The sequence below is a fragment of the Borreliella carolinensis genome (assembly GCF_032595855.2).
In the GTDB taxonomy this organism is placed as follows: Bacteria; Spirochaetota; Spirochaetia; order Borreliales; family Borreliaceae; genus Borreliella; species Borreliella carolinensis.
Window position 1 is genome coordinate 126,192 of record NZ_CP132453.1, and the last position, 25,696, is coordinate 151,887.

Sequence of the window (25,696 nt, forward strand, 5' to 3'; positions counted from 1 at the left end):
CCATATTACTCAGATTCATCTTCTTTAAATTCAATGAAGTTATCATCCTTTTGATCAAAATTATTAAAAATTATTTCTCTAAGCCTCTTATCCAAATCATTTGTAAGTGCCACTTCTTTACTAAGATACTCAATAACACTATCTCTTCCTTGTCCCAACTTATTATCTCCTAATGAATACCAAGAACCTGCTTTTTGTATTAAATTATGCTTAATAGCCAAATCTAAAATACCAGCTTCCCTTGAAATACCTTTCCCAAAATAAATTATCAATTCTACTTTGCGAAAAGGTGGAGCAACCTTATTCTTCACAATCTTAACTCTAATCTTATTACCAATAACATCATCACTTGAACCTGATCTGGTTACTTGTTCTATCTTTCGAACCTCAAGCCTAAGAGATGCATAAAATTTTAAAGCATTTCCGCCAGTAGTAGTCTCTGGATTGCCAAACATAACACCAATCCTCATCCTTATTTGATTAATAAACATAATACAAGTGTTGGATTTAGAAAGTATACCGGTAATCTTTCTAAGAGCCTTGCTCATTAATCTTGCCTGAAGGCCAATCTGAGAATCCCCCATTTCTCCATCTATCTCTAATTTGGGAGTTAGAGCTGCTACAGAATCAACTACAATCAAATCAATACCACCACTTCTGATTAAATGCTCAGCAATCTCAAGGGCCTGCTCTCCGGTATCGGGCTGACTAAGCCAAAGTTCTGCAACATTAACTCCTAAAGCTTTTGCATAAACAGGATCAAGAGCATGCTCAGCGTCAATAAATGCAGCTATTCCGCCCTCTTTTTGAATCTCAGCAATCGCTTGAAGAGTCAAAGTGGTTTTGCCAGACGACTCGGGGCCAAAAATTTCTATTACCCGCCCTCTAGGATATCCACCAATGCCAAGAGCCTCATCTAATACAATAGATCCACTTGACATACTCTTTATACCTTTTCCGACAGGAGATTCCCCCATCTTAATAAGACTTCCCTTCCCAAAAGCTTTTTCTATTTGAGCTCTTGCAAGCTCAACAGCTTCCTCTTTATTTGCTCTTTCTATGTCAACAACAGTTTTTTCACTTTTTTCCTTTAACTTTGACATTCTTGAATTTTTCCTAGCTAAATTTTATGGGTTCTATTTTCTTTACAAAATATCTAAAATCAGTATTATTTATAACAAAATTAAGACTATCCCCCTCTTTAGAATCAAGTAAATTTTCTCCAAAAGGCGATTTATATGAAATAATGCCTTCATCGGGGTTTGATTCCCAAGGTCCAAGTATTAAATAAGATTCATCTTTACCTGTAGCTTCATTTAAAATGATAACCTTAGTCCCAAAACCAACAACAGAACTTTGAAGATCCTTAGTATCTATAACTTTTGCATTCTCTATTTCCAACATTAAGGAATTTAATCTTTTTGTCAAAAACTGTTGTTTTTCCTTAGCAGAATGATATTCAGCATTTTCTTTTAAATCGCCAAGTTCACGAGCTTTTCCAATTTCTTTTGAATTTTCTGGAATTTCAACTTCCTTTAAATGTTTAAGCTCTTTTTGCTTTTTGTTCAAAGAACTTAATATGGTTAAAAATCCAATCTCCATTCTCTCGCCTGCAAGCTGCATCTTTTCATCTTCAAACTCAACCGAATCAAATAATTGCCTTATTATAGATTTAATCTCTAAAAGATCCTTTGGGGGGAAATCTTTTACATAAAAACAAGTCATATAAACTCTTTTTGCAAGTTCCTCATCTCTTGCAACTTCTAAGACCGATTTAAGATATCCATCTTTAACTAAAAGATTAATTACCATTTTATAAATTCTTTTACTTGCAACAGAATTATTTTTATTATTAATTTTGATAACACTATCTGTTAAAATTTTAATCAAATTAGACAAAAGATCTGAATCTGAATAACTCAGTTCTATCGAATAAGTTTTATAGTGCTTCAAAATCCAAATATAAGCATCTTTATAAACCTTATAATTTTTTATAACATAATTAAATAATTTTTCCACTTCTTTGGGATCTTCTTTATAAAGTGATTCAATCAATCTCTTATTAACAGAATGAGGAAAAAGTTCTTTGTAATACAAAATCCAATTGCTAAGTTCTTTTTTTATTAAAACAACCAATTCTTTTTTTATTTCTGCATTCAAAATTGAATCAAAAAGATCCACTATTCCTTTTGAATACTCCTTTAAAAGAGACTCTAAATTAACATTTTTTTCTATATTAACTTTTGATGATAATTCTTCAGAAAAATTACCTAAAGATTTAAGAATAACGTAAGAACTTATAACATGATGATCAACCTTTGTAAAATTGTTAACATAAATTAAAAAATAGTTAAGCATCTCTTCTTCAATATGCAAATCCTTAACAATTCCTTTAACATTACAATAGTTTATAAATATCTCGTATCTTTTATAAAAATCTTTCTCAATCTTGAATTTATCATACATTTTTTCATTCAAATTGGAAGATCTCTCATTATATATATAACAATCAAGCTTGCCAGAATCCATGACAAAATGGGGATTGTCCTTTAAAATTTGCTTTGCCTTCAAGCTCCATGAATTCCACGAACTTTGAGTCATCAAGCTTGGAACCAACTCTTTTTTTATCCCCTTTAAATCAATAGCTTTATAACTTTTTATAATAACCTTTATAGCCCACTCAATATCTTTTTTTACTCTATCTGCAAGCTGCTCCTTAGGTGTTACAGCCTTTAATACTCTAATATCTTCTCTGCTAAGAGGAGACAAAGCCGACATCGCCATATCAAACCCAATAAAATGACCTCTTTTGGAAACAAAATCAACTGTAATGCCGTTGTCATTTACGTCCTTTACTATTCCAACAGACCAAGTCTGATGATAAACAAAATTGCCCTTTGCAAAAAACAAATATTTTTCAAAGTCTGAATATACATCAACAAAATTTTTATCTAAGTTTTCAATATCAGACTTTACAAGATAATCCTCAATATTTTTAACATCTTTATATCTTTCTCTTAAAAATTTAACTAAATTTTCTCTTGCCTTATGATTTTTGTTATCAAGCTTTAAAATACCTTTTAAAATTTCTATTGTCTCATCAACATTATCAGTCAAAGAATAATGATCAAATAAATCCTCATAAAGAACTATAGCCTTTTTAAATCCAAGATCTTTTTCAATTTTTTGTAAAATAAGCAAAAAAGAATCAAAATCGTCCGAAACATAATGAATAAGTTTAGCCCATACTTCTCTGATTCCTGACATTTGTTTTTTATCAATAAAACGATAAATAGCTTTTCTAAAATAAAAAATTGATTTTTGCAAATCAATAGTTTCATAATAAGTAGCAAGCTGCCTAACAAACACAGTGTCATCAATATCTGCTTCAACAATTCTAGTCCAAATACTTGGAAGTTTATCATTTTCATTATTTTGAGCATATATTTTTGCAAGAGTATAAAGAGCGTGCTTATTCTCAGAAATTAAAAGCATTTCATTGCATATATGCTCAACAAGGGCCCATTTTAAATTTTGAGAAAACAAATCAATAACGGAAAGCAAATTCATATCATTTAAAGGTCGCCTACTATATATAAGCATTCCAGAAATATAAAGACCTGCTATGCTTTTTTTAACATCCTTTAAATGCCTGCCACAAATATCAAGCACATCTTCCGTTAAGCCTTCATCAATTATATTGTCTATTAAATCATCTAATTCTTTTATTTTGGCAAGAGAATAATTATTAACAACTATTCTTGTCCACTTATCTTCTTGTAAAATACTATCTAATTTCTCTATGGTAGTAATATTAGACATCAAACTCTCCTAATATCGATTTTTTAGCATCAAGCAACTAATTTACATACTGTTGATAAATACCTAGGTCTATTTCTTTTATGTATAACAAAATCTCATCAATACGTGCCCTATCTTCTTTTATCCTTACATAATGATCAATAAGCCAAAAATATTTATTAATAAGCCTTGGAAGCAATATGCTTTCATTTATTGATCTATAAGACTTTTCTTTAAGTTCATTGCGCAAACTGTAAACAGACTGCTTTAGCTGTCCAAGCTCTATAGGCCTTAACTCTCTTTTAATATTAAAAACACCATTAAGAGAGCCATAAACAGGAATCCATTCTTTTATAAGATCATCTGAAATATTTCTGTCAGACTTAATAAGATCTATCAATCTTAAAATCATATCAGACTCAAGAGAATATATATCTATCTTTTGAGGATTAATAAAAAAAGCCTCTCTGAATAAGACTTTAGCCTCTTTAATTTCATCAACTAACGCATAAGAATCAGCAAGCTCTGCAACAACATCTGAGTTATCTTTAAAATCCCCTAATATTTGCAAAAAAACATTAATTGCTCTCTCATAATTTCCCATGCCTTTATAAGACTTAGCAATTTTTATTAAAAGGTCCAAATTTTCTGGATGCATTTTGTATATATTTTTATATATATAAAGACAGGTCTGAAACACAAAATATTTAATAGAATTGCGACCTTGCAAAAACTTACAACCCATCTTTTTCAAATATCGTCCTGCAAAATTATTCCACTCTCGTATTAAAAATTCTGCCTTTTCATAATCTTGCCCTATTCTATCAAGGCTTTCAACTTGACCATTCCAATACACAGAACTTTTCAAAGCTGTTAGAATTTCAATATTATCAAAATCAAGAGAATGAGCCTCTTCGGATTTTATTAAAGCTTCTTTGAAATTGCCTTTTCTAAAATCTAAATAAATCTCTTTGATCAATTCAACGATTCTTTCTGATGACACATCCCCACCATTTTAAACAATATATACAAACCCCCGTTACACTTTATTTAATTATATCATTTATCAATTTTTAGTCAAACAAGAAATTAGGGCAAAATAACAATATTTCGTTTATTATTCTTTTAAAATAAAATCTTATATTATAATATTAAAAAGAAAATTGTGGAGTCAAATTCTAGTAGCTATATGGAACCTAATAAAATTATCAATAAGTCTATTTATTACTATAATTCAAAAAAATATTCACAGGCAATAAAACTCCTAGAAAAAGAAATTTTTTTATTCAAAAATTACTATTTGTATCACTATGTCTTAGGAATGTCTTATCTTCGTATTGGAAACCTTGGCAATGCTCAAACATATCTTAAAAAAGCTTACACTTTAAATCCAAGCGAACCAAATATAAAACAAGCTATTGCTATACTTTTAGTAAGTCAAGGCAAAGAAGAAAAAGCTATTCAGATATGGCTTAAAATGATAGAAGAAAATCAAGAAGTAGATAGATCAGAGCTGTCTCTTGAAATTATTCGAAAAAATCCCATTAAAGGCTCTGCCTTTTTTAAAAATAACAACTTATATGAAAAATTATTTCCAACAATTAAAGCAATACCCGATAAAAATTCAACAAAGTTGATCATAATAATTATCATGGGGGGAATTGTATTTATTTCAATGTTATCAACCTATTTTATTTTTTATGAACAAAAAACAACAACATCCGCAAATCTAAAAGCAGAAATAAACAAAAATTTAAACAATATTGCTGCTTACATTGATGACATTAAAATAAATAACAAAGAAAAAATAAAAAATGAAGAAGGCCAATTCATATTAATACTAACCAGCGACGAAATTAAAAATTCTTTCGAAAAAATCAAAATTTATTTAAAAAAGGGAAAAGATAATTTTGCAAGAGTAGAAATAAATAAAATATTAAATTCAAATGCATCAGAATCAATAAAGCTAAAAGCCAAAAATCTTGCAAGTTTCATCTCAAGACCAGATTTCATTAGCTTTAATGAACATCTAAACCTAAAAGATATTAAAAAAGATCCATCAATATATTCAAACGTATATGTAAAATGGGAAGGAGTAGTAAATAATATCGAAAAAAAAGATAACATAATTCAATTTGACTTTTACGTAGGATACAACAAAAATGTGCTCTCAGGAATTATCCCAACAAAAACAACTTTTGATATTGATATTGATTTTAAAGACAATGTTGAAATACTTGGGCAAATAGAATACAAAAAGAACAAACTTACCTTAAATGCAATAACAATTAGAAAAATAGATAAAAATGCGAATTGATCCTAATATTTTTGCTAAAATTTTAAAAAATAATTAACATTTAAGATTAAAAAGGGGTACACAGTAATTTTTCATTACATTTGATAAGATTTATTGATTCTTCAAAAGAAAGCAGCAATTCTTCTTTTTTTGTTAAATCTCTTACTTTCATTTTATTTTCTTTATATTCTTCTTGACCAACAAAAATTAAAAATCTTATTTCTTTGCTTAAAGCATATTCTATTTGCTCTTTAATATTTTTACCATTTTTATTTTTAAAATAGACTTCACAAGAAATATTTTTAACCTTAGAATAATCATGATTTCTAAACCTAGTAGCAAGTTCATAATAATAATTTTGCAAAGCACTGTCTAAATTTACAATCAAAACTTTAGATCTAGCCTTAGTGACAAATATTTTAATATAACTAAACTTTTCAAGATCAATTATATCCTTTATTCTGTCAACACCAAAAGATCCCCCAACTCCTGAAATTTTTTGAATAGAGTTCGAGAATGAAGAAACCAAATTGTCATACCTTCCTCCACTACAAACACTGCCCATATTGCTGCCAAACACCTCAGATTCAAAAACAATTCCTGTATAATAATCAAGCCCACGCGATATTTTAAGATTTAAGTTAAAAGAATCTTGAATTTTTAACAAACTAAGATGCCGGAAAACATCTTCTACTCTCTTGACAGACTCATTATCGCCTAAAATACTTTTTAAAGCTTGTATTTTATCTTTAAAAGTACCTTGCAAGCCCACTAAACTTAAGATTGAATCTACTGCTTCTTTTTCAATCTCAAGAAGCAACACTTCTTTAACCTTGTCAATTCCTATTTTGTCTATTTTGTCAATATTTCTTAAAATAAAAATAGATTTTTCTTTAAGTCCTAATTTTTCAAAAAAAGAATTCAATATACCAAGATGAGAATAATGAATAATAAATTTTTTATTAATACCCTCGATAAAATTCAAAAAAATCTCTTCAAGTCCATAATATACAACAGAAAGAATCTCAGCATCACCCCTAAAACTATCTTCTCCAACTATATCAAAATCGAATTGCATAAACTCTCTGTATCTACCTTTCTGAGAATTCTCTCCTCTGAAAACTTTTCCAAATTGAGAACGTCTGAAAGGAAATTTTAAAGCAGAAATATTTGTAGCAATAAATCTGGCAAAAGGCACGGTTAAATCAAATCGCATGGAAACATCTCTGCCCCCATTATCTTTAAACCTATAAATTTGCTTTTCGGTTTCCTCTCCACCCTTTTTCAAAAGCAAATCTGAATATTCAAGAACTGGAGTATCTATTAAGTCAAAATTATAAGAATTAAGAACGCTAAATATCTGCCTAACAATATGAATTCGAATCAAAGAATCTTTCGGTAAATAATCTTTAAAGCCTTTTAAAGTTTTAATATCCATTATATTATACCCTCTGCTATATAGTAATTTACTTTTTCAGAATATAATAACATATAATAATATAGATGCAAAAAAAAATGAATAATTTTTTATTTCATATAGTCATAAAATAATTTAAGAGGTCCAAAATTCATGACCAAAAGAATACTTAACAACAAGTATCGAATAAAAACAATATTAACAATCTTTTTTGGCATAACTTTGCTAACTATTTACAAATATTTCACACTAATGGCTTTCAATAACGGCCCAGACAACATAATACCTTTAAAGTCAAATGATATTGCCAAAAGAGGGACAATTTATGATAGAAATGGCAAACCAATAGCATTCTCTTCAAAGTCCTACTCAATCGGAACAAATCCTCAAAAAATAGAAAATATTGTAAGCACATCTGAAACTCTTGGGGCAATACTCCAAATTGACTCAAGAATTTTAAAAGAAAAGCTTTCTTCCAATAAAGGGTTTTTATATATAAAAAGAAAAATAAAAAGAGAAGAATCAGATTTAATAAAAAGAATCCAAGCTGAAGGCAGACTTTCCAATATTGCTTTATACCCTGATTATACAAGAATTTATCCCTTTAGGCATGCCACAAGCAATATTACTGGTTTTGTAGGAACAGATAATCTCGGCCTTGAGGGTATTGAATTTTCTCTAAATAGTATATTAGGAAAAGATAAAACCAAACAACAATTTTTAAATCAAGAGCTAGAAACAAACAACATCTACTTAACAATAGACATGGATATACAACAAGGTGTTAGTAAAATAGCTAAAAAATACTTTAAAGAAAATAATCCTGAAAGTTTAATTACTTTGGTAATGAATTCTCAAAATGGAGAAATATTGTCAATGGTTCAATTTCCTCAATATGATGCAAACTTTTATTCTGAATATCCTGAAGAAATACGAAAAAACCTTTCTTCATCTCTAACCTATGAGCCCGGGAGCATTAATAAAATTTTTACAGTTGCAATAATATTAGAAAGTGGAAAACTAAGTTTAGAAGAAAAATTTTTAGACAATGGAATATATCAGAAACAATTCCCATCGGGAGAAAAAATTACAATCAAAACATTAAATCCTCCCTATAAATATATCGATTCTACAGAGATTTTAATTTATTCATCAAATGTTGGAATAGCTTACATTACTGAAAAAGTTAGCAATGAATACTTTTACAAAAAACTTTTAGATTTTGGATTTGGAGAAAAAGTTGGATTTCCATTCCCCGGAGAAACAAAAGGACTTTTAAATCATTATTCAAAATGGTCGGGACGAAGCAAAGCTACAATTGGATTTGGGCAAGAAATAGGGGTGTCAGCGGTTCAAATATTACAAGCCGCAAGCATACTAGGCAATAATGGAATAATGTTGAAACCTAGAATAATAAAAAAAATAAACAACGATAAAGGAGAAAATATTAAAGAATTTGATAAAGAAGAAATAAGAAGAGTAATATCCAAAAGTTCAGCACAAAAAGTTTTAAAAATGATGAGAGAGGTTGTAAATAAAGGCGGAATTCCAAATCTTAAAATTAAAAATCTTGACATTTCTGCAAAAAGCGGAACATCTCAGGCTATTGACAGAAAAACGGGCAAATACTCAGAAGAAGACTATACTTCCTCTATATTGGCAATATACCCCACAGAACAACCAAAATATATTATTTATATTGTATACAGATACCCAAAAAAAATAATATACGGAACAAGAATAGCAGCTCCAATGGCAAAAGAAATAATAGAATTTATTGAACACCAACAAAATACAATAGCATATAAAAAAATTAAAATGCCATCAAAAATCAAGATTCCTAAAACTGCAACTAATTATACAAATAAAACATACTTGCCAAATTTCATCAACCTTTCCAAAAGAGAAGCAATAGACATACTAAAATACTATGAAAATACTATGAAAATAAAAATAAATGGGGACGGATTTGTTTACAAGCAAAGTATATCCCCCAATACAAAATTAGAAGATATAGCAGAGCTTGAACTGTATTTAAAATAATTGGGTTAATTAAATAAATAAATTTTTAATTTCATTTTTATAAAAATTTAAAATATAGCTTCGCTTAATGTCCATTTTAATCGACATTTCTTTGCCAACTTCAAATGGTTTTTCTAAAAGAGTAAACTTTAATATCTGCTCAAAAGGCTTAAATCCATTAGTTTTATTGATTAATTTTTTTATTTCATCATTTATGGCCTTAAGAACAATATTATTTGCAATAATTTGACGTCTATTATTAGCATCAAAAATTTTTTGCCCAACACTTTCCAAATATTTATTTATTTCTTCAAAATTTGGAAGAATAAGAGCGCCTAAAAATTTTTGATCTTGACCTACAACAACTGCTTTTTCTATTAATGCTGATTCTTCAAGCTTAATCTCAATTGGAGCAGGCTCAACATTTTCTCCATTATTCAAAACAATTGTATCTTTTTCCCGACCAATAATTTGAACAACATTATCCTTAGATAATTTTGCAATATCGCCTGTGTTTAAAAACCCATCAGGACCAATAATCCTACAAGTTGCTTCTTTATCCTTATAATATCCAAGCATTACTTGAGGCCCTTTTACAAACAAAATCCCCTTTCCAGGCTTTTTAAGTTTATTCCCATCGGCATCTCTAATCTCAGCAACAGTTCCAGGCAAAATTTTACCACAAGTCCCAATAATCACTTTTTTATGCTTATTAGAAGCCACTCCGGGAGAAGTTTCTGTCAACCCATAAGCATTGGCAAGTTCAATGCCAATCGAATTAAAAAATCTAGCAGCAGACAACGGCATACTTCCGCCACCAGTAATCCCAACAACAAAATTATTGCCTAAGATTTTATTTATCTTATTAAAAATTAAAATATTTCCCAAAGCTTTAAAAGGAAATAAACAGATTAATCCAAGTATTCCCAAAATTTTCTTTATAGGGAAAAATAAACTAAACCCGTTGTCCGGATAAAGCCCCATTACCACTCTATAGCAAATATCACTAAGAAATGCTGATTTTACAAAAAAATGAAAAATCATTCTAGAAATAAACGGTTTTTTAGAAACTTCTTTGTAAATATTTTGTCTTATTGCAATCCAAAGTCTAGGAACAGCTGCAATATAATGGGGATTAATATTTTTAATATCATCAAGCATTGCCCTTGGAACAATGGTAGAAAACAAACAAACCATACCCTTGAGGAAAATATTGTAAGAGAAAGACCTTTGAAAGGAATGCCAAATTGGTAAAATGCACATAAATATTTGTCCCACTTGCGTATCAACCATTAAACTAAAACTAGAAACCTGATAAAGAAGATTGGCATGACTGAGCATTACCCCCTTTGGATGACCTGTTGTTCCAGAAGTATATATTATTGTTGCCATATCATTAGAATCAACTTTATTTGCAATCTCAATAATTTCTGAATCTTTTCTTAAGTTGTCTCCTAATAAAATACAATCGCTATAAGTATAAATCTCAAAATCATTATATTTCAACCTACCTTCTTGGTTTAAATTTTCAATGATAATAAATATTGGCTTTTCTGTAAATTTAATTTGAACAAACATGTCAAGAAGATTTAAATTTTCTAAAATAACTACACTTGGAAGAACGGAGTTAAAAATAATTTCGGCTTCAAAAAGAGTAACATCAGAACCCTTTGGAATATCAACAGCACCTAAAGATAAAATCGCAAAATCTATCACGGTCCACTCAGCCCTATTTTCAGAGCAAATAAATATTTTATCTTGATGCTTAACATTGATTGACTTTAAAAAGGAAGCAAGCTTTAAAACATTGTTTTTTAAGTCGCCATAAGTAACATGGGCATATCCATTGCTAACTTTATATATTTGAGCAATTTTATCTTTTTGCTGATCAGCCACTTCAAAGAATGCCTTTGCTATTGACATATAATCCTCCTTTTAACAAAATTAACATGGTTTATTATATCATTATTAACCATAAATTCATAAAGATTATTTATAAAGACTCATACTGTAAAAAGCATACAGAAAGCCAATGAAAATAAAAACTTAAAAAGTCAAAACAAATTTTTAAAAAAAATATTTAATAAAAAAATAATTAAAAATCTAAAATTAAAACAATCAGACACTTTTTCTAAGAAATTTCCTTATTTTTTTCTCATAAATACAAAAAATATAATTTTCAAAATCTTTAAAATAATATTTATCCATTTGAAACAAAATGTTCACAAACCTATCAATATGAATTTAGTCGCCTGTTTACAATATTTTAAGTTTTTTTGAAATATTATCAACTTCCATTTCTCGTATTAAAAACTTCAAAAAACCATTAACTATTTCTTTATTACCCAAAACAGCAAATAAAATTTTAACCTTAAGGATTAATTTTTCAAAACAAAAAAATTAATCCCTTCCGTGGGGTAAGAACGATTTAAATCGTCTACAATATCCTTTAATCGATCAACAATTGATTGGTTGGATGTATAAATAATCAAAATAAAATTTTCTTCAGGCCAAACGCCATTACCATGCTTTTCTCCCTTCTTACCTTTTCCATAAACATTTTCTATCTTAGAATAATATATAGGCTCTCCCAACTCTTGCTCTATTTTTTCTATACATTCAAAAACATCAAGCTCTAAAGATAAGTTAGAAACTATTTCAATCCTATATCTATAAAATTCAGTCATATCATTCCCCATCTTCTTCAAATAAATTATCATAACTACTTTTATCTAAAGTATTAATTTTGAATGATTTTTCAACATCTACATTGGACGTTACTCTTTTTAACTTAGATTTAAAACTTGAAACAATGTTGGAAAAAATTTCAAAAAGCATGGGAATAAAAAACAAAGTAAGAAATGTGCTGGCTGTCATTCCGCCAATAAAAGTAAATGCAATTGGCTTTAAAAGCTCATTTCCACTTCCACTAGAAAATGCCATTGGAATAAGCCCTATTATTGAGGTTAAAGAAGACATTAAAACTGGTCTAAGCCTTGAACGACAAGATTCAATAATTGCTTCTCTTAGGCCAAATCCTCTCTTTATCAATAAACCAGTATAGTCTACAAGAACAATTCCCGTATTTACCACAACACCAACAAGCATAAGCATACCAATTGCAGCAAAAATAGAAAGTTTTTCTCCTGCAAGAAAATGTATAAGTACAACCCCTATTGCTGTTAAAGGAATTGTAAAAATAATAATAAAGGGTTTTAAAAAAGATTCAAATTGAGAAGCCATAATGCCAAACACAACAATAATAGCCATCATAATGATTATTTTAAACTGATCCATAATATTTGAAAATTCATTATATTCCCCCTCAACCTTAAGCACTATGCCTTCTTTATGAGGCACCTTATTATTAATAAAATCTACAACCTTTGCAGTTACTTGGGTTAAATTATCATCTGGAGAAATACCTGCATTAAGATAAACAGTTAAAGCTTGATTTTCTCTGTAAATAGATTCGGCTTTATTGGTTTTTTCAAAGATGGCTATTGATGAAAAAGGAATTTTAACCCCAGATGAATTTGTAATAAATATTTTTTCTAAATCTTTTAAATTTTTTACATCCATTCTATCAAGCTTAAGAACAATATCATAATTAAGTCCATTCTCTACATATTGCCCAGCAACAACACCATTAATATTAGCCTTTAACTCATTTAAAATGGTATTCATATCAATGCCATAATTATAAGCTAAGGCTCTGTCTATCTCAACGCCAATTTGGAGTTGAAAATCATTTATACTAAGTCTTGGATTTACAAGTTCAGGAATTTCCTTTTTTAACATAGAAACTAAAACTTTTCCATAATCTTTTATATATTCGAAATCATTGGCCGAAATTTTAATTTTAATCGAATCTCCACCGCCTAAAGCACCACCACTGGAAGGCTCAATATTAAATTCGGGATAAAGATTTCCAATACGATTCATAATTTTATATTTAATAGCATCGTAATCTATGCTTTGGGTTAACTCATCTCTTGATTCTTCCTTAAGAGGAAACAATACATTGAAAGTTATTCTATCAGCATGTAAAGTAGCAATAATGCTTTTATATCCTTTAGCCTCACTTTTTACAATTTCTAAAAATCTATTAGAATAAAATTTTGCATATTCCAAATTAGTTTTATGAGGAAAATTTAAATTAATAATAATTGAGTTCTCTTTACCTCTAGCAAAAGTTGTCACATCTAGCAATAATCCTAAAAGCAAACTACCAATAAAACTAAAAAATATAATTAACCCAAAAATCAATTTGTGATTTAAAACTATATTTAATAAATTGATATACAAAAATTCTAAAAAATAATAAATACTAGCAAAAAAAACATCGATTTTCCTAATAAAAGCATTTTTAATATTTTTTTGAAAACTTGTGTACAAACCTACATAATGGCTTGCTAAAACAGGAACCAAAAAAATCGCAACTAAAAGAGAAACCCCCAAGGAAATAACAATTGTAAATGAAAAGTCTTTAAAAAAATCTCCATATACTCCAAGTTCTGATTTGAAAATAAGAAATGGCCCAAAAACACAAATAGAAGTAAAAGTTGAGGATGTAATAGGCAGCATCATTTCTTGGGCTCCAAGAATGGAAGATGAAATAAGCTTTGCTCCTTTTTGCCTATATTTGTATATGTTGTCTATTACAACAATTGAACAGTCAACAACCATCCCAATCCCAAGCGCAAGACCTGCAAGACTCATAATATTAAGGGAAATATTTACAAAATACATTAAACAAAAGGTCAAAACAATTGCTATTGGAATAGAAATTCCAATAATTATTGTGGCCCTGAAGCTTCTTAAAAAAAAGAAAATAACAAATATCGCAAGCATGGCCCCAAAATAGGCTGAATTTACAACCGTTGAAATGGACGCTTTAATAAAATTAGTACTATCAGAAGCAATTTCTAATCTCATATCTTTAGGCATAGATAATTTCAATTTTTCTATTTCACTCATAACAACATTAGAAACAGCAATAGAATTGGCATCACTACGTTTTTGAACCGACAAAGAAATTGAAGGCAATCCATTATACTCAACATATTCTGACAAATCTTCAAAATCAGTTTTAATATTAGCAATATCTTTGAGTTTTATCTCAATAGGAGATGAATTTATGCCAGAAGAAATGTCGGGCATCTTATAAGCTATAACCACATTGCCTATCTCTTCAATTGATTTAAATTTTCCAGAAACTTCAACCAAATATTCTAAGTTATTTTCCAATATATTACCGGCTGAAAGTTCCAAATTTTGAGATGCTATAATTGAAGATATTCTTGACAAAGAAAGCCCATAAGACTCTAATCTGTTTTGAGAAACTTCAATTAAAACGCGCTTTTTACTCCCGCCATTAACAGTAACAATCGCAACTCCATCAAGCCTTTCAAGCCCGGGTTTGATGATCTCATCAGCATATCTTTTAAGCTCAGAAACTGGCCTTACAGAATTAATAACAATTTCCATTACAGGAATATTTTTAAGATTGTACCTCAAAATTTTAGGGGTTTGTGATTTACTGGGCAGTAAAGACTTTACCAATTCAAGAGCATCTCGAATTTCATTTAAAACCAAATCTAAATCGGTTCCATGATAAAATTCAAGTGTAACGGTGCTACTTTCTTTAGAAGAAATGCTATATATATTTTTCAAATTCTTTACCGAACTCAAGCCACTCTCAAGAACTCTAGAAACACTCTCTTCAACTTCTTTAGGAGAAGCACCGGGATAAACAGTATGAATACTTATTTGGGGAATATCAATCCCTGGCAAAAGATCTACCTTTAATCTTGAAAAAGTATATAAACTTATCATCATTAACAATGAAAATAAAATCAACATTGTTATTGGCTTGCTAACTATTCTCTTTACCAACATAACACATCCCCCAATAAATTAAATATTGCTTTCAGCTGAAAGACCCTCTTTGGTATCTACCAAATTTATTAGAGTTCCATTAGAAAGAGCAGACATACCTTCTACTACAATTAAATCACCCTCTTCAACCTCGCCCGAAAGAGCTACAATGTTATCTATTTCAAAAAGCGTCTTAATGGGTAACATTTGAACACTTTTACTCTCTAAATCAAGCTTAAATACAAATTTATTGCCCTCTCTCTCAACAACAGCCTCTCTTGGAATCTTAATTATATTTCTAAAACGTTTAGTAATAAGTTTGATTTTAGAAAACATACCAATAATCAGTTTATCTAAATTGTTACCAATAGGCGTAAGATATACTTCGATAGTTCGGCTCTTAGAATCTAAAATAGGAGATATTTCTGAAACCTTGGCCTTAAACTTTTCATTAGGATAAGCTCCAACCCCAATAATAGCATCATTTCCAACTTTAATATTTGAAATGTATTTCTCAGAAACATAAGTTAAAATTTGCTTTGTATCTATCCTTCCTACCACTGCTATGTTGGACTGAGGATTAACTGTTTCACCAATTTTTTTTGTAATATTTAAAATATATCCTGAGATTGGCGCTCTTACAGGACTTTTTAAATATACAGAACCAGGCCTTGAAGGATCAAGAGTTGCAACTATTTGTCCCTTTTGAACATAAACTCCAAGTTTTATTCCCAAAGAAGTTATTTTGCCCACAGCGTCTGGAAAAATGCCTGCTTTAACTTTTGTATCTACATCTCCATTTAAAGACAAATAATCACTCAAGATTCCCCTTTTAACCTTCATAGCAATTACTGGAAATCTATAAGGACCTTCTTTCTCCTTATTGGTGTCGCCTTGCTTGTTCTTGCCCGAACAAGCAACTAAGACTAAGAATAAAACTAAAAAATACTTTTTTAAATAAAAGTTAATATTAAAAATCAAATTCATCAAAATACCTCTTAGTCTAATGAATTTATTAAATTTTTATATTCAAGTATAGAATTGGCATAATTTAATTTATCTTCAATGAACTTCAAATCGCTCTGTTTATAAGCAAGCTCAATATCATTCAATTTAGAAAGATCCATGACCCCAGAATTAAAAGCATTAAATGCCATTTGATAATTTTTATTCGCTAATTCTACATTAATTTTAGAAGCATCAAGAATCGCTTTATATCTTCTAATATCCTTTCTTTTTTGAACAATATTAGATTTTAAATTCCTAATTTTACCTTCAAGATTGTTTTGTAGTATTTTTAGCTGATAGTTGTTATCTTGTATTTTTGTAAAACTCTTTGAAAATGGAAACATTTCAGTTAACCCATAATTTAAACTAAAGGATGCTAAAAATCCAGTTGAAAAACCTTTAGAATTTTCATGAAATGATTTATAAGGAGAATAAGAAAATGACAAAGAAAGGCTTGGCAAATAAGTATCCAGCCAAAGCGAACCAATAAGCTGTTCTGTCATTTTTAATCTTATATTCAAATCCTTAATCTCTAATGATTCATTAAAATTTAATTCTTCATTAAATAAAGAAAAATCTATTGTCTCATCTGGCAATTCTCCAATAATTTCAAAATCTTGATCCGGATCTAATCCTATTAATAATTTGAAAATTTCTTTTGATTTTTCAAAATTAATAATCTGACCATCCAAATCTGGTTGAGATTTTTTATACTTAAGCTGCGCATCAAGAAAATCTATTTCTGATATTAGTCCATTATTATAAGCAATTTTAGCTTGTTCAAATTTAAGTTTACTATTTTGTATTTGACTTTCAAAAACTTTTAAAGTGCCCTTTAAAGCTATCAATTGATTGTAAGACTTAAGAACATTTAGCTTAATATTGCGAACAGCGCTTTCTTTTTCTATTTTTGCGCTTTCATACTCCAACATAACTAATTGCATTCTCTTTAAAACAGAAGGAGACAAAGAAAGATTAATCCCAAACCCAAACCCAAACCCCCAATAATCTCTCTCAAGCTCACTCAAAGCAGAAGAATTTCTACTAAGTGTAGAGCTAAGGTTAACATTTGGAACAAAAACATTCCACGCATTATTTTTATAAAGTTTTTTTATATTTTCTTTATACAGAGCATTTTCTGAATCCAAACTATTTTCTAAGGCCATATTTACAGCTTGTTTGGGTGATATTTGAATAATTTCAGCAAAAGAAAAAGAGACGGTCATAAAAATTAAAAAAAATTTTTTAATTTGAAACCCCCTTATAATAAAAATCAAAACTCTAAAGTTATAAAACTTAATTAATATTTTCAATTCATTTGATTAATTATTATAATATAATACAATTCTAAGTATGAACATTTTTAAAATTTTATTTATCTTAAATTATACTCTTATTTTTTTAATAAAAATTTACCAAAATACTTTATCTAAAATATTTGGGCTACAATGCATATACAAACCCACTTGCTCAAAATATTCAATTGAATGCCTTAAAAAATATAACTTTTTAATAGCCTTAACATTAATGACATTAAGAATAATAAGATGTAACGCATTATTCAAAGGGGGAAACGATTTTATTCCTAAATACACCCCTATTTCAAAATCTTTAAAAGAATTTAAAAAAAGATTAATCAAATAAAGTCTTATATTTTTCTGGAACCCACGTCTTTACAACTTCTTTATTCTTTTCAACAAATTCAACTGCATTGCGATACTCTTTGCCCGGCTCTTTATCATTTCTATCCATTAAAGGCAATATTAAATCATCACTCCAATAAAAATGGTCAAAAACATAATATGCATCAAAATCATCATTTCCAAGACCAAGCCTAACAAGAGTATGCACGCTCTCAATCCCCCCCATAATTAAATCGGGATCATCAAGAAATTTAATATCATACCTAGAAAAAGCCCAATGGGGCTTCCACAAAGGAACTAAAACCCACTCGTTTCTCTTTATTGAAGAATCTAAACTTGCAAGCATAACACTCTCGCTTGAAGGAACCAGCTCATATTCTTTACTTAATCCATAATAATCAAGTGCTTGCTCTGTAACAATTTGAGTTCCTGCACCAGCATCTATGCCAATCATTTTGTTTTTAAACTTAGCACCTTTACCCTTAAGCTCGCTAATGCTAGAAATTGGAACATAACTTGGCACTACAAAACCCTGAATGGTTCCTTCATAATTTGCACCAAGATCAACAAACTTTGTTTTCAGTTTTTCGTAATAAAATTTATCGGCCGTAGGAACCCAAGAAGATACCGTACCATCTACCTTTCCAGATGCTAAGTATTGATACATTATAGATGTAGTAACTGAAAATATTTCTGCATTATAGCCCATTTTTTCAAAAACAACCTTCAATACATTTGTAGCTGCTGTTTCTCCACCCCAATTCACATATCCAATTTTTACCGATTTCAAATTCTTTGAACTCTTTTTTTCATCACAAGACAAAAAAGTAAGAAAAACGCAAAAGATAATGAACAATCTAGACATAAAAAATCTCCATTTCATCAACCAATTTCCAAAACCCAATAAACAATCTATACATAAAATAATCTCCATTATTTATTATATATTTCTAAAAATCTTTTAAATTTATTTTCTCTCTTTCCACTATAATGATCTGTATTCAAATAGCTAAATTTAATAAAAATAGATTGCATAATCCTATCTAAAATAATAGCTATAATAACAACTGCTAATCCAGATATTAAACCCTCACCAAAATTTAATCTTTCTATAGAGTAAATTACAGTCCTGCCCAAACCAGAAGATCCAACCATTGCAGCAATTACTATCATAGATATAGCCATCATTATTGACTGATTAATACCTTCAATTATACTCTGAAGAGAAAGAGGAAGCTGAACTTGAAAAAGAATGCGCAAATTACTACTACCAAAGGACTTGGCTGCCTCTATTACTTCATCTGAAACTTGAACAATTCCCAGCCTTGTATATCTAATAACAGGAGGCATAGCAAAAACTATTGTAGCAAAAATAGCAGAAGCTGTACCCATTCCAAAAAAAGGAATAGCGGGAATCAAGTAAATAAAAGGGGGCATGGCTTGCATTAAATCTAGAATGGGTTTTAAAAAAACATAAAACTTTGGGAAATATCCCCCCAAAATACCTATGGGAATTCCCAAAATAACAGAAACTAATACCGAGACAAATATAATAGCTATTGTATCCATTGAAGCTTCCCAAAGATTAAAATACAAAATAAAAAAGAATCCGGGTAAAATTAAAAATATTAATCTCTTTTTCAAGAAAACAAAACTTAGCAAACATACAGTCAAAATAAAAATAAGTGGATTAACGAAAAGAAATAAATTTTTCAAATTTTCATATAAAAAAATTATACTTTTAGAAAAACCTACCCCATCAGAAATTGAAAAATTATCAACCAAAAAATCAAAAAAATTATCTATTTTTAATATAAAAAAATCTTTATTCATAAATTCCTATCTTGATAATAAATCAGAGATTTCATTTAAACTAACATAGCCAACAATGGTTCCCTTTTCTTTTATTATTAAATAATCCTGCTTATTCAAATATTCAACAATCTTTTTTATCTCATCATTTAAATCTAAATTTAAAGATATAAGATTATCATACCTTTTATTGAGAATTTTGTCATATAAACTAAAATTTTCACCTTGACATTTGATAATAACATTTAAACCATTATCACTATCAGAGTTTAAATCAAAATCATCTTTTAAAATATCTTTTATTTTTAAAATATTTAAAACAGGTAAATTTTTAATAAAATCAGATATAAAATCTGTACTAGGATTAGCTAAAATTTCTAAAGGTTTGCCAACTTGAATGATTTTTCCATCTCTCATAAAAGCAATTCTATGTCCCAATTTAAAAGCTTCAATTAAATCGTGAGTAATAAACACAACTGTTTTTTTAAGTTTAGCTACCAGCCTTAAAAGTTCTTCCTGCATTTCTCCTTTAATTAAAGGGTCAAGCGCCGAAAAAGCCTCATCCATTAAAAGAATATCTGGATTAACCACTAATGCTCTTGCTATTCCAACTCTTTGCTTCATTCCCCCAGAAAGTTCATTAATATACTTATATTTTGAATCTTCAAGCCCCACAAGATTTAATACCTCAATAGCACGCTCTTCTCTGATCTTCCTGGGAACATGTTTAACCTCAAGCCCATAAGTAACGTTTCTCAATACATTCATATGAGGGAAAAGTCCAAAGTTTTGAAAAACCATTGCAAATTTATCTTTTCTTAAATTAGAAAGATCTTTGCGATTTATAGCATTCATTTCCATATTATTTACCAAAATAGATCCTGAATCTATTTTATAGATACCATTTAAACACCTGACTAAAGTAGACTTGCCACAACCTGACATACCCATAATAACTAAAATTTCATTTTCATAAACATCAAGATTAATATTGGCATTTGCAATAAAAATAGAAGATTCTTTGTAGATTTGCATTCTATCTTTGCCATCTTCATAATTTTTTATAGCTTGACTTATCTGCTTTTTGTCAACATAATACGAAAATACTTTATAACAATCTTTGATTTTAACAGCAACCCTACTCAAAGCAAACTCCTCAATAAGCCTGCATTATACTTCATAACACATCATTATAAATTATACTAAAATTATTAAATTTTTGCCGATCCGAAATAAAAAACAAAAGACCCCTTAAAGGATCTTTTGTTAAAAATTTGTACCAATTAAATTAGAATTTTATCTAAGCAATGACAAAACATATTGGGGAACTTGATTAGCCTGCGCAATCATTGCCATTGCAGATTGTGTTAAAATGCTGTTAGTTGTAGCTGCCACAACCTCATCTGTCATTGTAGCATCTTTTATTTGAGCATAAGATGCTTTTAGATTTTCAATTGCATACTCAGTACTATTCTTTATAGATTCAAGTCTATTTTGGAAAGCACCCAAATTTGCTCTTTGGTCACTTACCATTCTAATAGCATTTTCTATTTTAGCAAGTGATGTATTAGCATCAACTGTGGTTGTAACATTAACAGGAGAATTAACTCCACCCTGAGAAGGCGCTGTAGCAGGTGCTGGCTGTTGAGCTCCTTCTTGCTGAGCACCTTCTTGAACAGGTGCAGCCTGAGCAGTTTGAGCTCCCTCACCAGAGAAAAGATTTGCAACATTAGCTGCATAAATATTTACAGCAATAGCTTCATCTTGGTTTGCTCCAACATGAACTCTTAAGGTCCAAGAAGCCTGAGACCCTGAAAGTGATGCTGGTGTGTTAATTTTTGCAGGCTGCATTCCAAGCTCTTCAGCTGTTTTTACATTTTGAGAAGCAGATTTGTTTGATAACATGTGCATTTGGTTATATTGAGCCTGATCAGCAATTCTATTAATTTCGTCTGTAAGTTGCTCTATTTCAATTTGTATAGAACCTCTGTCTGCATCTGAATATGTGCCGTTACCTGATTGAACTGCCAATTCTTTCATTCTTACTAAAACTTTTTCTACTTCATTCAAATTTCCTTCTGTTGTCTGAATAAAATTAATAGCTTTAGAAGTGTTTCTAGAAGCTTGTGACAAACCTCTTATTTGAGCATTAATCTTACCAGAAACTCCCATACCAGCAGCATCATCAGAAGCTCGATTAATTCTATACCCACTAGAAAGCTTTTCTTGAGTTTTGCTAAGATTAGCAGCATTAATACCATTATTTCTTGAAGCATTAATAGCTGATGTATTATGATTTATAATCATATATCATTCCTCCATGATTAAATTTAATTATTTGTTTTTGGCAAATCCTTTTGCCTGTTAAAAAGAATAGCACAAAAATTTAAAAAAAAGAAACTCAGACAGCAATAGCATTAAAAATAATTGTTATTATTTATTTCTTTGATTAAAATCAAAAGCTCTTAATGTATTTTCTTGATCTTTCATACGCTTAACAGTAAAATCTAAGGTATTAAGATCACCCTCCACTTTTCTCTCTCTATCTTCGTATTTCTTTTTATAATCTTCAACTTTATTTTTTTGATTAAAAATTTTCAAGTCGTAATTTTTTATTTTATTATAAATAACTCCTCCAGAAGCTACAAGAGGCGACAGACAATCTCCTAGCATTTTAGCAATTCCATTATCATATACTCTGTCCCCATTAAGGTCAAATAAAAAAAGTTCTCTAACATTATCAATATTATTACGAATTGATTCATCAAACTTTTTCTCATCAAGCCTTAAATATCTAGAAAGTCCACCAGAAGAAGAAATAGAATTGGTAAACACTCCCATTTGATTAATTATTGAAAAATTAGGATCACTAGTAACATAGGGTTTAAAAATTATTGACTCTAGTCTAGACTTAAGATTTTTCAATAAAAATTCAGACCTTAGAATACCTAAATTTTTATAAGCCTCTTCTTTTTGAGAATCACTAAGATATGTCAGCTCTTCAACTATATTAGATTTTTGATTGCTGGGTTGATCTTCATTGGAGCTTACAATATTAATCTCAGCAAGAACCTCATTATAAGCACCAATAAAATCCAAAAGAACCCTCTTAATCTCTTCATAATCGGGCTCAACTTTAGCTTCAACCACATCGCTTGAGGCTTTTTTTAAACTTAATGTCACATTTGGAACTAAATCATTAATAACATTTGAATCTCTCTCAACATCTACTCCATCAAATTTAATTTTTGCATTCTCAGCAAAACTTTTAGCATTTATTGGCAAATAACCATCTCTATTTTTGGGATCAAAAATTTCAACATTACTAATAACAATTACTTTATTATTTGCTTTATTTTCAATATTTATTTCTTCCAGATTAGAAAGAGCTCCAACATCAACTTCAACTTCTTCAAAATCATTTGAAATATTTATTAAAGGAAGCTCTAAAGAACCTTCCTTGCTACTTATTTTAACCATATTCATTTGAATATATTTTTTCTCCAAAGGAGTTTTTAAATCAGATCCAAGATCAACTACACTATCTTCACTGTCAACTTTTGCATCCTTAAATGTAGCCCCTCCGGGATTAAAAATAATCTTGCTATCAGGCTCTTCTAGGCCTGTATCAAAATATTTAACTTTAAATTTAATTTTACTCCTAGATGTAATTTCAATGTCTTCAGGAATTTCAATTGATACTTCTGAAAGCGGATTTAAAACAAGACTATTGTTCTCAAAAGCAAGTCTATTATTACTGCTAGATTGATTTACAGCAATATCTGAAAGACTGGGATTAAAATTAGTTTTAAGTTCACTCAAAATACCAATTTGCTTAGCAAAAGACAATCCCTCTCCTTTGATAACAAGTTTGTTTTCTTTGCCTTCCTTTAAGGATTGCAAAACAAAACGACTGTTTCCATTTTTATCGCTTTTTACTATTTTTGCAGATAAAAAACCCTTTCCCTTGTTATTAATATCCTTTACAAGTAAATCAATATTACCGTTGCTTTTTACATTAATTTCCTTCTTGCCAACTAAAAATATATAATCTCCTTCTGGAATTGTAACTTTTTTAGGATCAAAATTTGCAGACAAAAACACATCAGCTGATGCTATTTGATCAACAATTAATTTATGAGTCTCATTCTTAGATCCATATCTAGTAGACAAGGTTAAAACCTCGCTATTGCTAGAATTTCCCGACATTAGATTAAAAGGACTGTTAAGCGATGTAATTTCTTTTGCAAGAGAATTTAAAGTAGAGATTTTTCTATTAATTAACTGCCAAGCACTTTTCTCTTGTTCTAAAGATTCAAGCTTTTTGAAAGAAGTATCAATTTTAGCTTTATCGGACTTAAGCATGGATTCACGAATTTCTTTAGTATTATATTTACTCTCAAGTCCAGGAACAAAAAATCCTGATGCCAAAATAACGCCCTCCGGGGTAAATTATATCATTAATAAAATCGAAAATAAAATATAATATGTAATAAAAAAAATAAACTTTTAAGCATCCAAACAATTTAAAATAAAAAAGTATAAAAAGTAAAACTTTAAAAAAAATTAATGTTTATAGTAAAATAAATTAAAAGGGGTATAAAAATGCCAAATTTTTGCTTATTTAACTCAAAATCCGTTTTAACTGGAAATGATAAACTGGATAATTCGGCAGTTCTGATTAAAGACAATAAAATTTTTGATATTGTAACATCTGATAGACTTAAAAAAATGGATCTGGAAGAGTACCAGATGATTGACACAAAAGGCAATTATATAACTCCTGGTCTTTATGACAATCACATTCATGGATTTCACGGTTATGGAACAGATCAATGTTCAACAGAATCAATACTCAAAATGTCAGAACATTTAGCTCAATACGGTGTAGTAGGATTTTTGCCTACTATTTATCCAAGACCAATAGATGAAATGATTGAAGCAATAAAAGCTTGCACAGCAGCAATAGGTAAAGAAAAAGGAGCTAAAATTTTGGGACTTCACCTTGAAGGGCCTTTTTTTTCTCCTGAAAAAAAAGGAGCGCACCCTGTTTCTCATCTTCATGAACCTAGTATTAAAGTTATGCAAAAACTAATAGATGCGGCTGGCGGAGTATTTGCGGGATCAAACGGCAAAAGAAAAACACACATAAGCACAATGACTGTTGCTCCTGAGCTTAAAGGCATGAGAGAACTTGCAATATTTTGCCTTGAAAACAATATAAACCTTCAAGCAGGACATACAAACGCAACATATGAAAATATGATAGAGGGATTTCAAGTTGGAATACTTCACACAACCCATTTTTTCAACGCAATGTCAAAACTTGACCACAGGAATCCAAATGCAATAGGAGCAGTATTAATACATGGCGATGTTTCTTGCGAAATTATTGCAGATGGCCACCATATACATCCAAAATTAGTTTTAATGCTTAGAAAGCTTAAAGATATAAGTAAAATAGTCCTTGTAACTGACGGACTTACTCCAAATTGTCAAACTTGTGGAAAACTAATTGCAAACGGAGATGAGGTTTATATCGCAGAAGATGGATTATTCCATAGCGTGAAAAGCAACACAATAGCCGGATCAACACTCACAATGATACAAGGTCTTAAAAATTTAGTAGAATTCGGATACAGCTTAAGCGATGCCGTTCAAGCAAGCTCTTACAATCCAACAAGAATCCTAAATATTGATAAAAAGGGATTAATATGTCACGGATATGATGCAAGCATCAATGTCTTAGATAAAGATTTTAATCTAAAGTTAACAATGATAGAATCTAAAATAATTTTTAACAATCTATAACTTTAA

18 protein-coding genes are annotated in these 25,696 nt (G+C 29.5%); 4 read left to right on the forward strand and 14 right to left on the reverse strand.

What is annotated here, in order from left to right:
* Nucleotides 1-5 precede the first annotated feature (5 nt).
* From recA to QIA46_RS00655, 3 genes are read right to left on the reverse strand one after another with little or no spacing between them, the layout of a single operon-like run.
* Nucleotides 6-1,103 (reverse strand): recombinase RecA, encoded by a 1,098-nt coding sequence (gene recA / locus QIA46_RS00645; protein ID WP_317268087.1) that lies wholly within the window; start codon nt 1,101-1,103, stop codon nt 6-8.
* Nucleotides 1,104-1,116: 13 nt separating this feature from the next.
* Entirely contained in the window at nt 1,117-3,822 is a 2,706-nt protein-coding gene (greA, locus tag QIA46_RS00650; protein ID WP_317268088.1) for a transcription elongation factor GreA, read from the reverse strand.
* A 37-nt stretch (nt 3,823-3,859) separates the two neighbouring features.
* The gene (locus QIA46_RS00655) at nt 3,860-4,804 is read right to left on the reverse strand and encodes a tetratricopeptide repeat protein (RefSeq protein WP_317268089.1); all 945 of its coding nucleotides are present in this window, start codon (nt 4,802-4,804) and stop codon (nt 3,860-3,862) included.
* A 186-nt stretch (nt 4,805-4,990) separates the two neighbouring features.
* Between QIA46_RS00655 and QIA46_RS00660 the strand changes: the two genes are divergently transcribed.
* A complete protein-coding gene (locus QIA46_RS00660) occupies nt 4,991-6,118 on the forward strand; it encodes a tetratricopeptide repeat protein (RefSeq protein WP_317268558.1) in 1,128 nt (375 codons plus the stop codon).
* A gap of 46 nt (nt 6,119-6,164) precedes the next feature.
* Here the strand turns inward: QIA46_RS00660 and hisS are convergent, their stop codons facing one another.
* Nucleotides 6,165-7,535 carry a histidine--tRNA ligase gene (hisS, locus tag QIA46_RS00665; protein WP_301341324.1) on the reverse strand — a complete coding sequence of 457 codons (1,371 nt, stop codon included), beginning with the start codon at nt 7,533-7,535 and terminating at the stop codon, nt 6,165-6,167.
* 132 nt (nt 7,536-7,667) lie between these two features.
* Here hisS and QIA46_RS00670 point away from each other — a divergent pair, with 132 nt between their 5' ends.
* A complete protein-coding gene (locus QIA46_RS00670) occupies nt 7,668-9,557 on the forward strand; it encodes a penicillin-binding protein (RefSeq protein WP_317268090.1) in 1,890 nt (629 codons plus the stop codon).
* A 9-nt stretch (nt 9,558-9,566) separates the two neighbouring features.
* Here the strand turns inward: QIA46_RS00670 and QIA46_RS00675 are convergent, their stop codons facing one another.
* The 5 genes from QIA46_RS00675 to QIA46_RS00695 all read right to left on the reverse strand — a co-directional run bounded on the left by QIA46_RS00675 (nt 9,567) and on the right by QIA46_RS00695 (nt 17,650).
* Nucleotides 9,567-11,459, reverse strand: a complete 1,893-nt coding sequence (locus QIA46_RS00675; protein ID WP_301341326.1) for a long-chain fatty acid--CoA ligase — start codon at nt 11,457-11,459, stop codon at nt 9,567-9,569.
* 455 nt (nt 11,460-11,914) lie between these two features.
* On the reverse strand, nt 11,915-12,223 hold the full coding sequence (locus tag QIA46_RS00680) for a PG0541 family transporter-associated protein (protein ID WP_317260037.1): 309 nt from the start codon (nt 12,221-12,223) through the stop codon (nt 11,915-11,917).
* Between the two features lies 1 nt (nt 12,224).
* Nucleotides 12,225-15,437, reverse strand: coding sequence for an efflux RND transporter permease subunit (locus QIA46_RS00685; protein WP_317268091.1), 3,213 nt, complete (start codon nt 15,435-15,437; stop codon nt 12,225-12,227).
* 18 nt (nt 15,438-15,455) lie between these two features.
* On the reverse strand, nt 15,456-16,403 hold the full coding sequence (locus QIA46_RS00690) for an efflux RND transporter periplasmic adaptor subunit (RefSeq protein ID WP_317268092.1): 948 nt from the start codon (nt 16,401-16,403) through the stop codon (nt 15,456-15,458).
* A gap of 11 nt (nt 16,404-16,414) precedes the next feature.
* Nucleotides 16,415-17,650 (reverse strand): TolC family protein, encoded by a 1,236-nt coding sequence (locus tag QIA46_RS00695; protein ID WP_317268093.1) that lies wholly within the window; start codon nt 17,648-17,650, stop codon nt 16,415-16,417.
* Nucleotides 17,651-17,777: 127 nt separating this feature from the next.
* Between QIA46_RS00695 and yidD the strand changes: the two genes are divergently transcribed.
* On the forward strand, nt 17,778-18,068 hold the full coding sequence (yidD, locus tag QIA46_RS00700; RefSeq protein ID WP_317268094.1) for a membrane protein insertion efficiency factor YidD: 291 nt from the start codon (nt 17,778-17,780) through the stop codon (nt 18,066-18,068).
* Here the strand turns inward: yidD and QIA46_RS00705 are convergent.
* From QIA46_RS00705 to fliD, 5 genes are all read right to left on the reverse strand, one after another.
* Nucleotides 18,057-18,932, reverse strand: a complete 876-nt coding sequence (locus QIA46_RS00705; protein WP_317268095.1) for a glycine betaine ABC transporter substrate-binding protein — start codon at nt 18,930-18,932, stop codon at nt 18,057-18,059. The genes yidD and QIA46_RS00705 overlap by 12 nt on opposite strands.
* A 68-nt stretch (nt 18,933-19,000) precedes the next feature.
* On the reverse strand, nt 19,001-19,900 hold the full coding sequence (locus tag QIA46_RS00710; RefSeq protein WP_014023401.1) for an ABC transporter permease: 900 nt from the start codon (nt 19,898-19,900) through the stop codon (nt 19,001-19,003).
* Between the two features lie 6 nt (nt 19,901-19,906).
* Nucleotides 19,907-21,025 carry an ATP-binding cassette domain-containing protein gene (locus QIA46_RS00715; protein WP_317268096.1) on the reverse strand — a complete coding sequence of 373 codons (1,119 nt, stop codon included), beginning with the start codon at nt 21,023-21,025 and terminating at the stop codon, nt 19,907-19,909.
* Between the two features lie 150 nt (nt 21,026-21,175).
* Nucleotides 21,176-22,186 (reverse strand): flagellin FlaB, encoded by a 1,011-nt coding sequence (gene flaB / locus QIA46_RS00720; protein ID WP_301341334.1) that lies wholly within the window; start codon nt 22,184-22,186, stop codon nt 21,176-21,178.
* Between the two features lie 126 nt (nt 22,187-22,312).
* The gene (gene fliD, locus QIA46_RS00725) at nt 22,313-24,310 is read right to left on the reverse strand and encodes a flagellar filament capping protein FliD (RefSeq protein WP_317268097.1); all 1,998 of its coding nucleotides are present in this window, start codon (nt 24,308-24,310) and stop codon (nt 22,313-22,315) included.
* A gap of 174 nt (nt 24,311-24,484) precedes the next feature.
* On the opposite strand from fliD, the gene nagA reads away from it, so the two are divergent.
* Nucleotides 24,485-25,690 (forward strand): N-acetylglucosamine-6-phosphate deacetylase, encoded by a 1,206-nt coding sequence (gene nagA, locus QIA46_RS00730; protein WP_317260045.1) that lies wholly within the window; start codon nt 24,485-24,487, stop codon nt 25,688-25,690.
* Nucleotides 25,691-25,696: the final 6 nt, after the last annotated feature.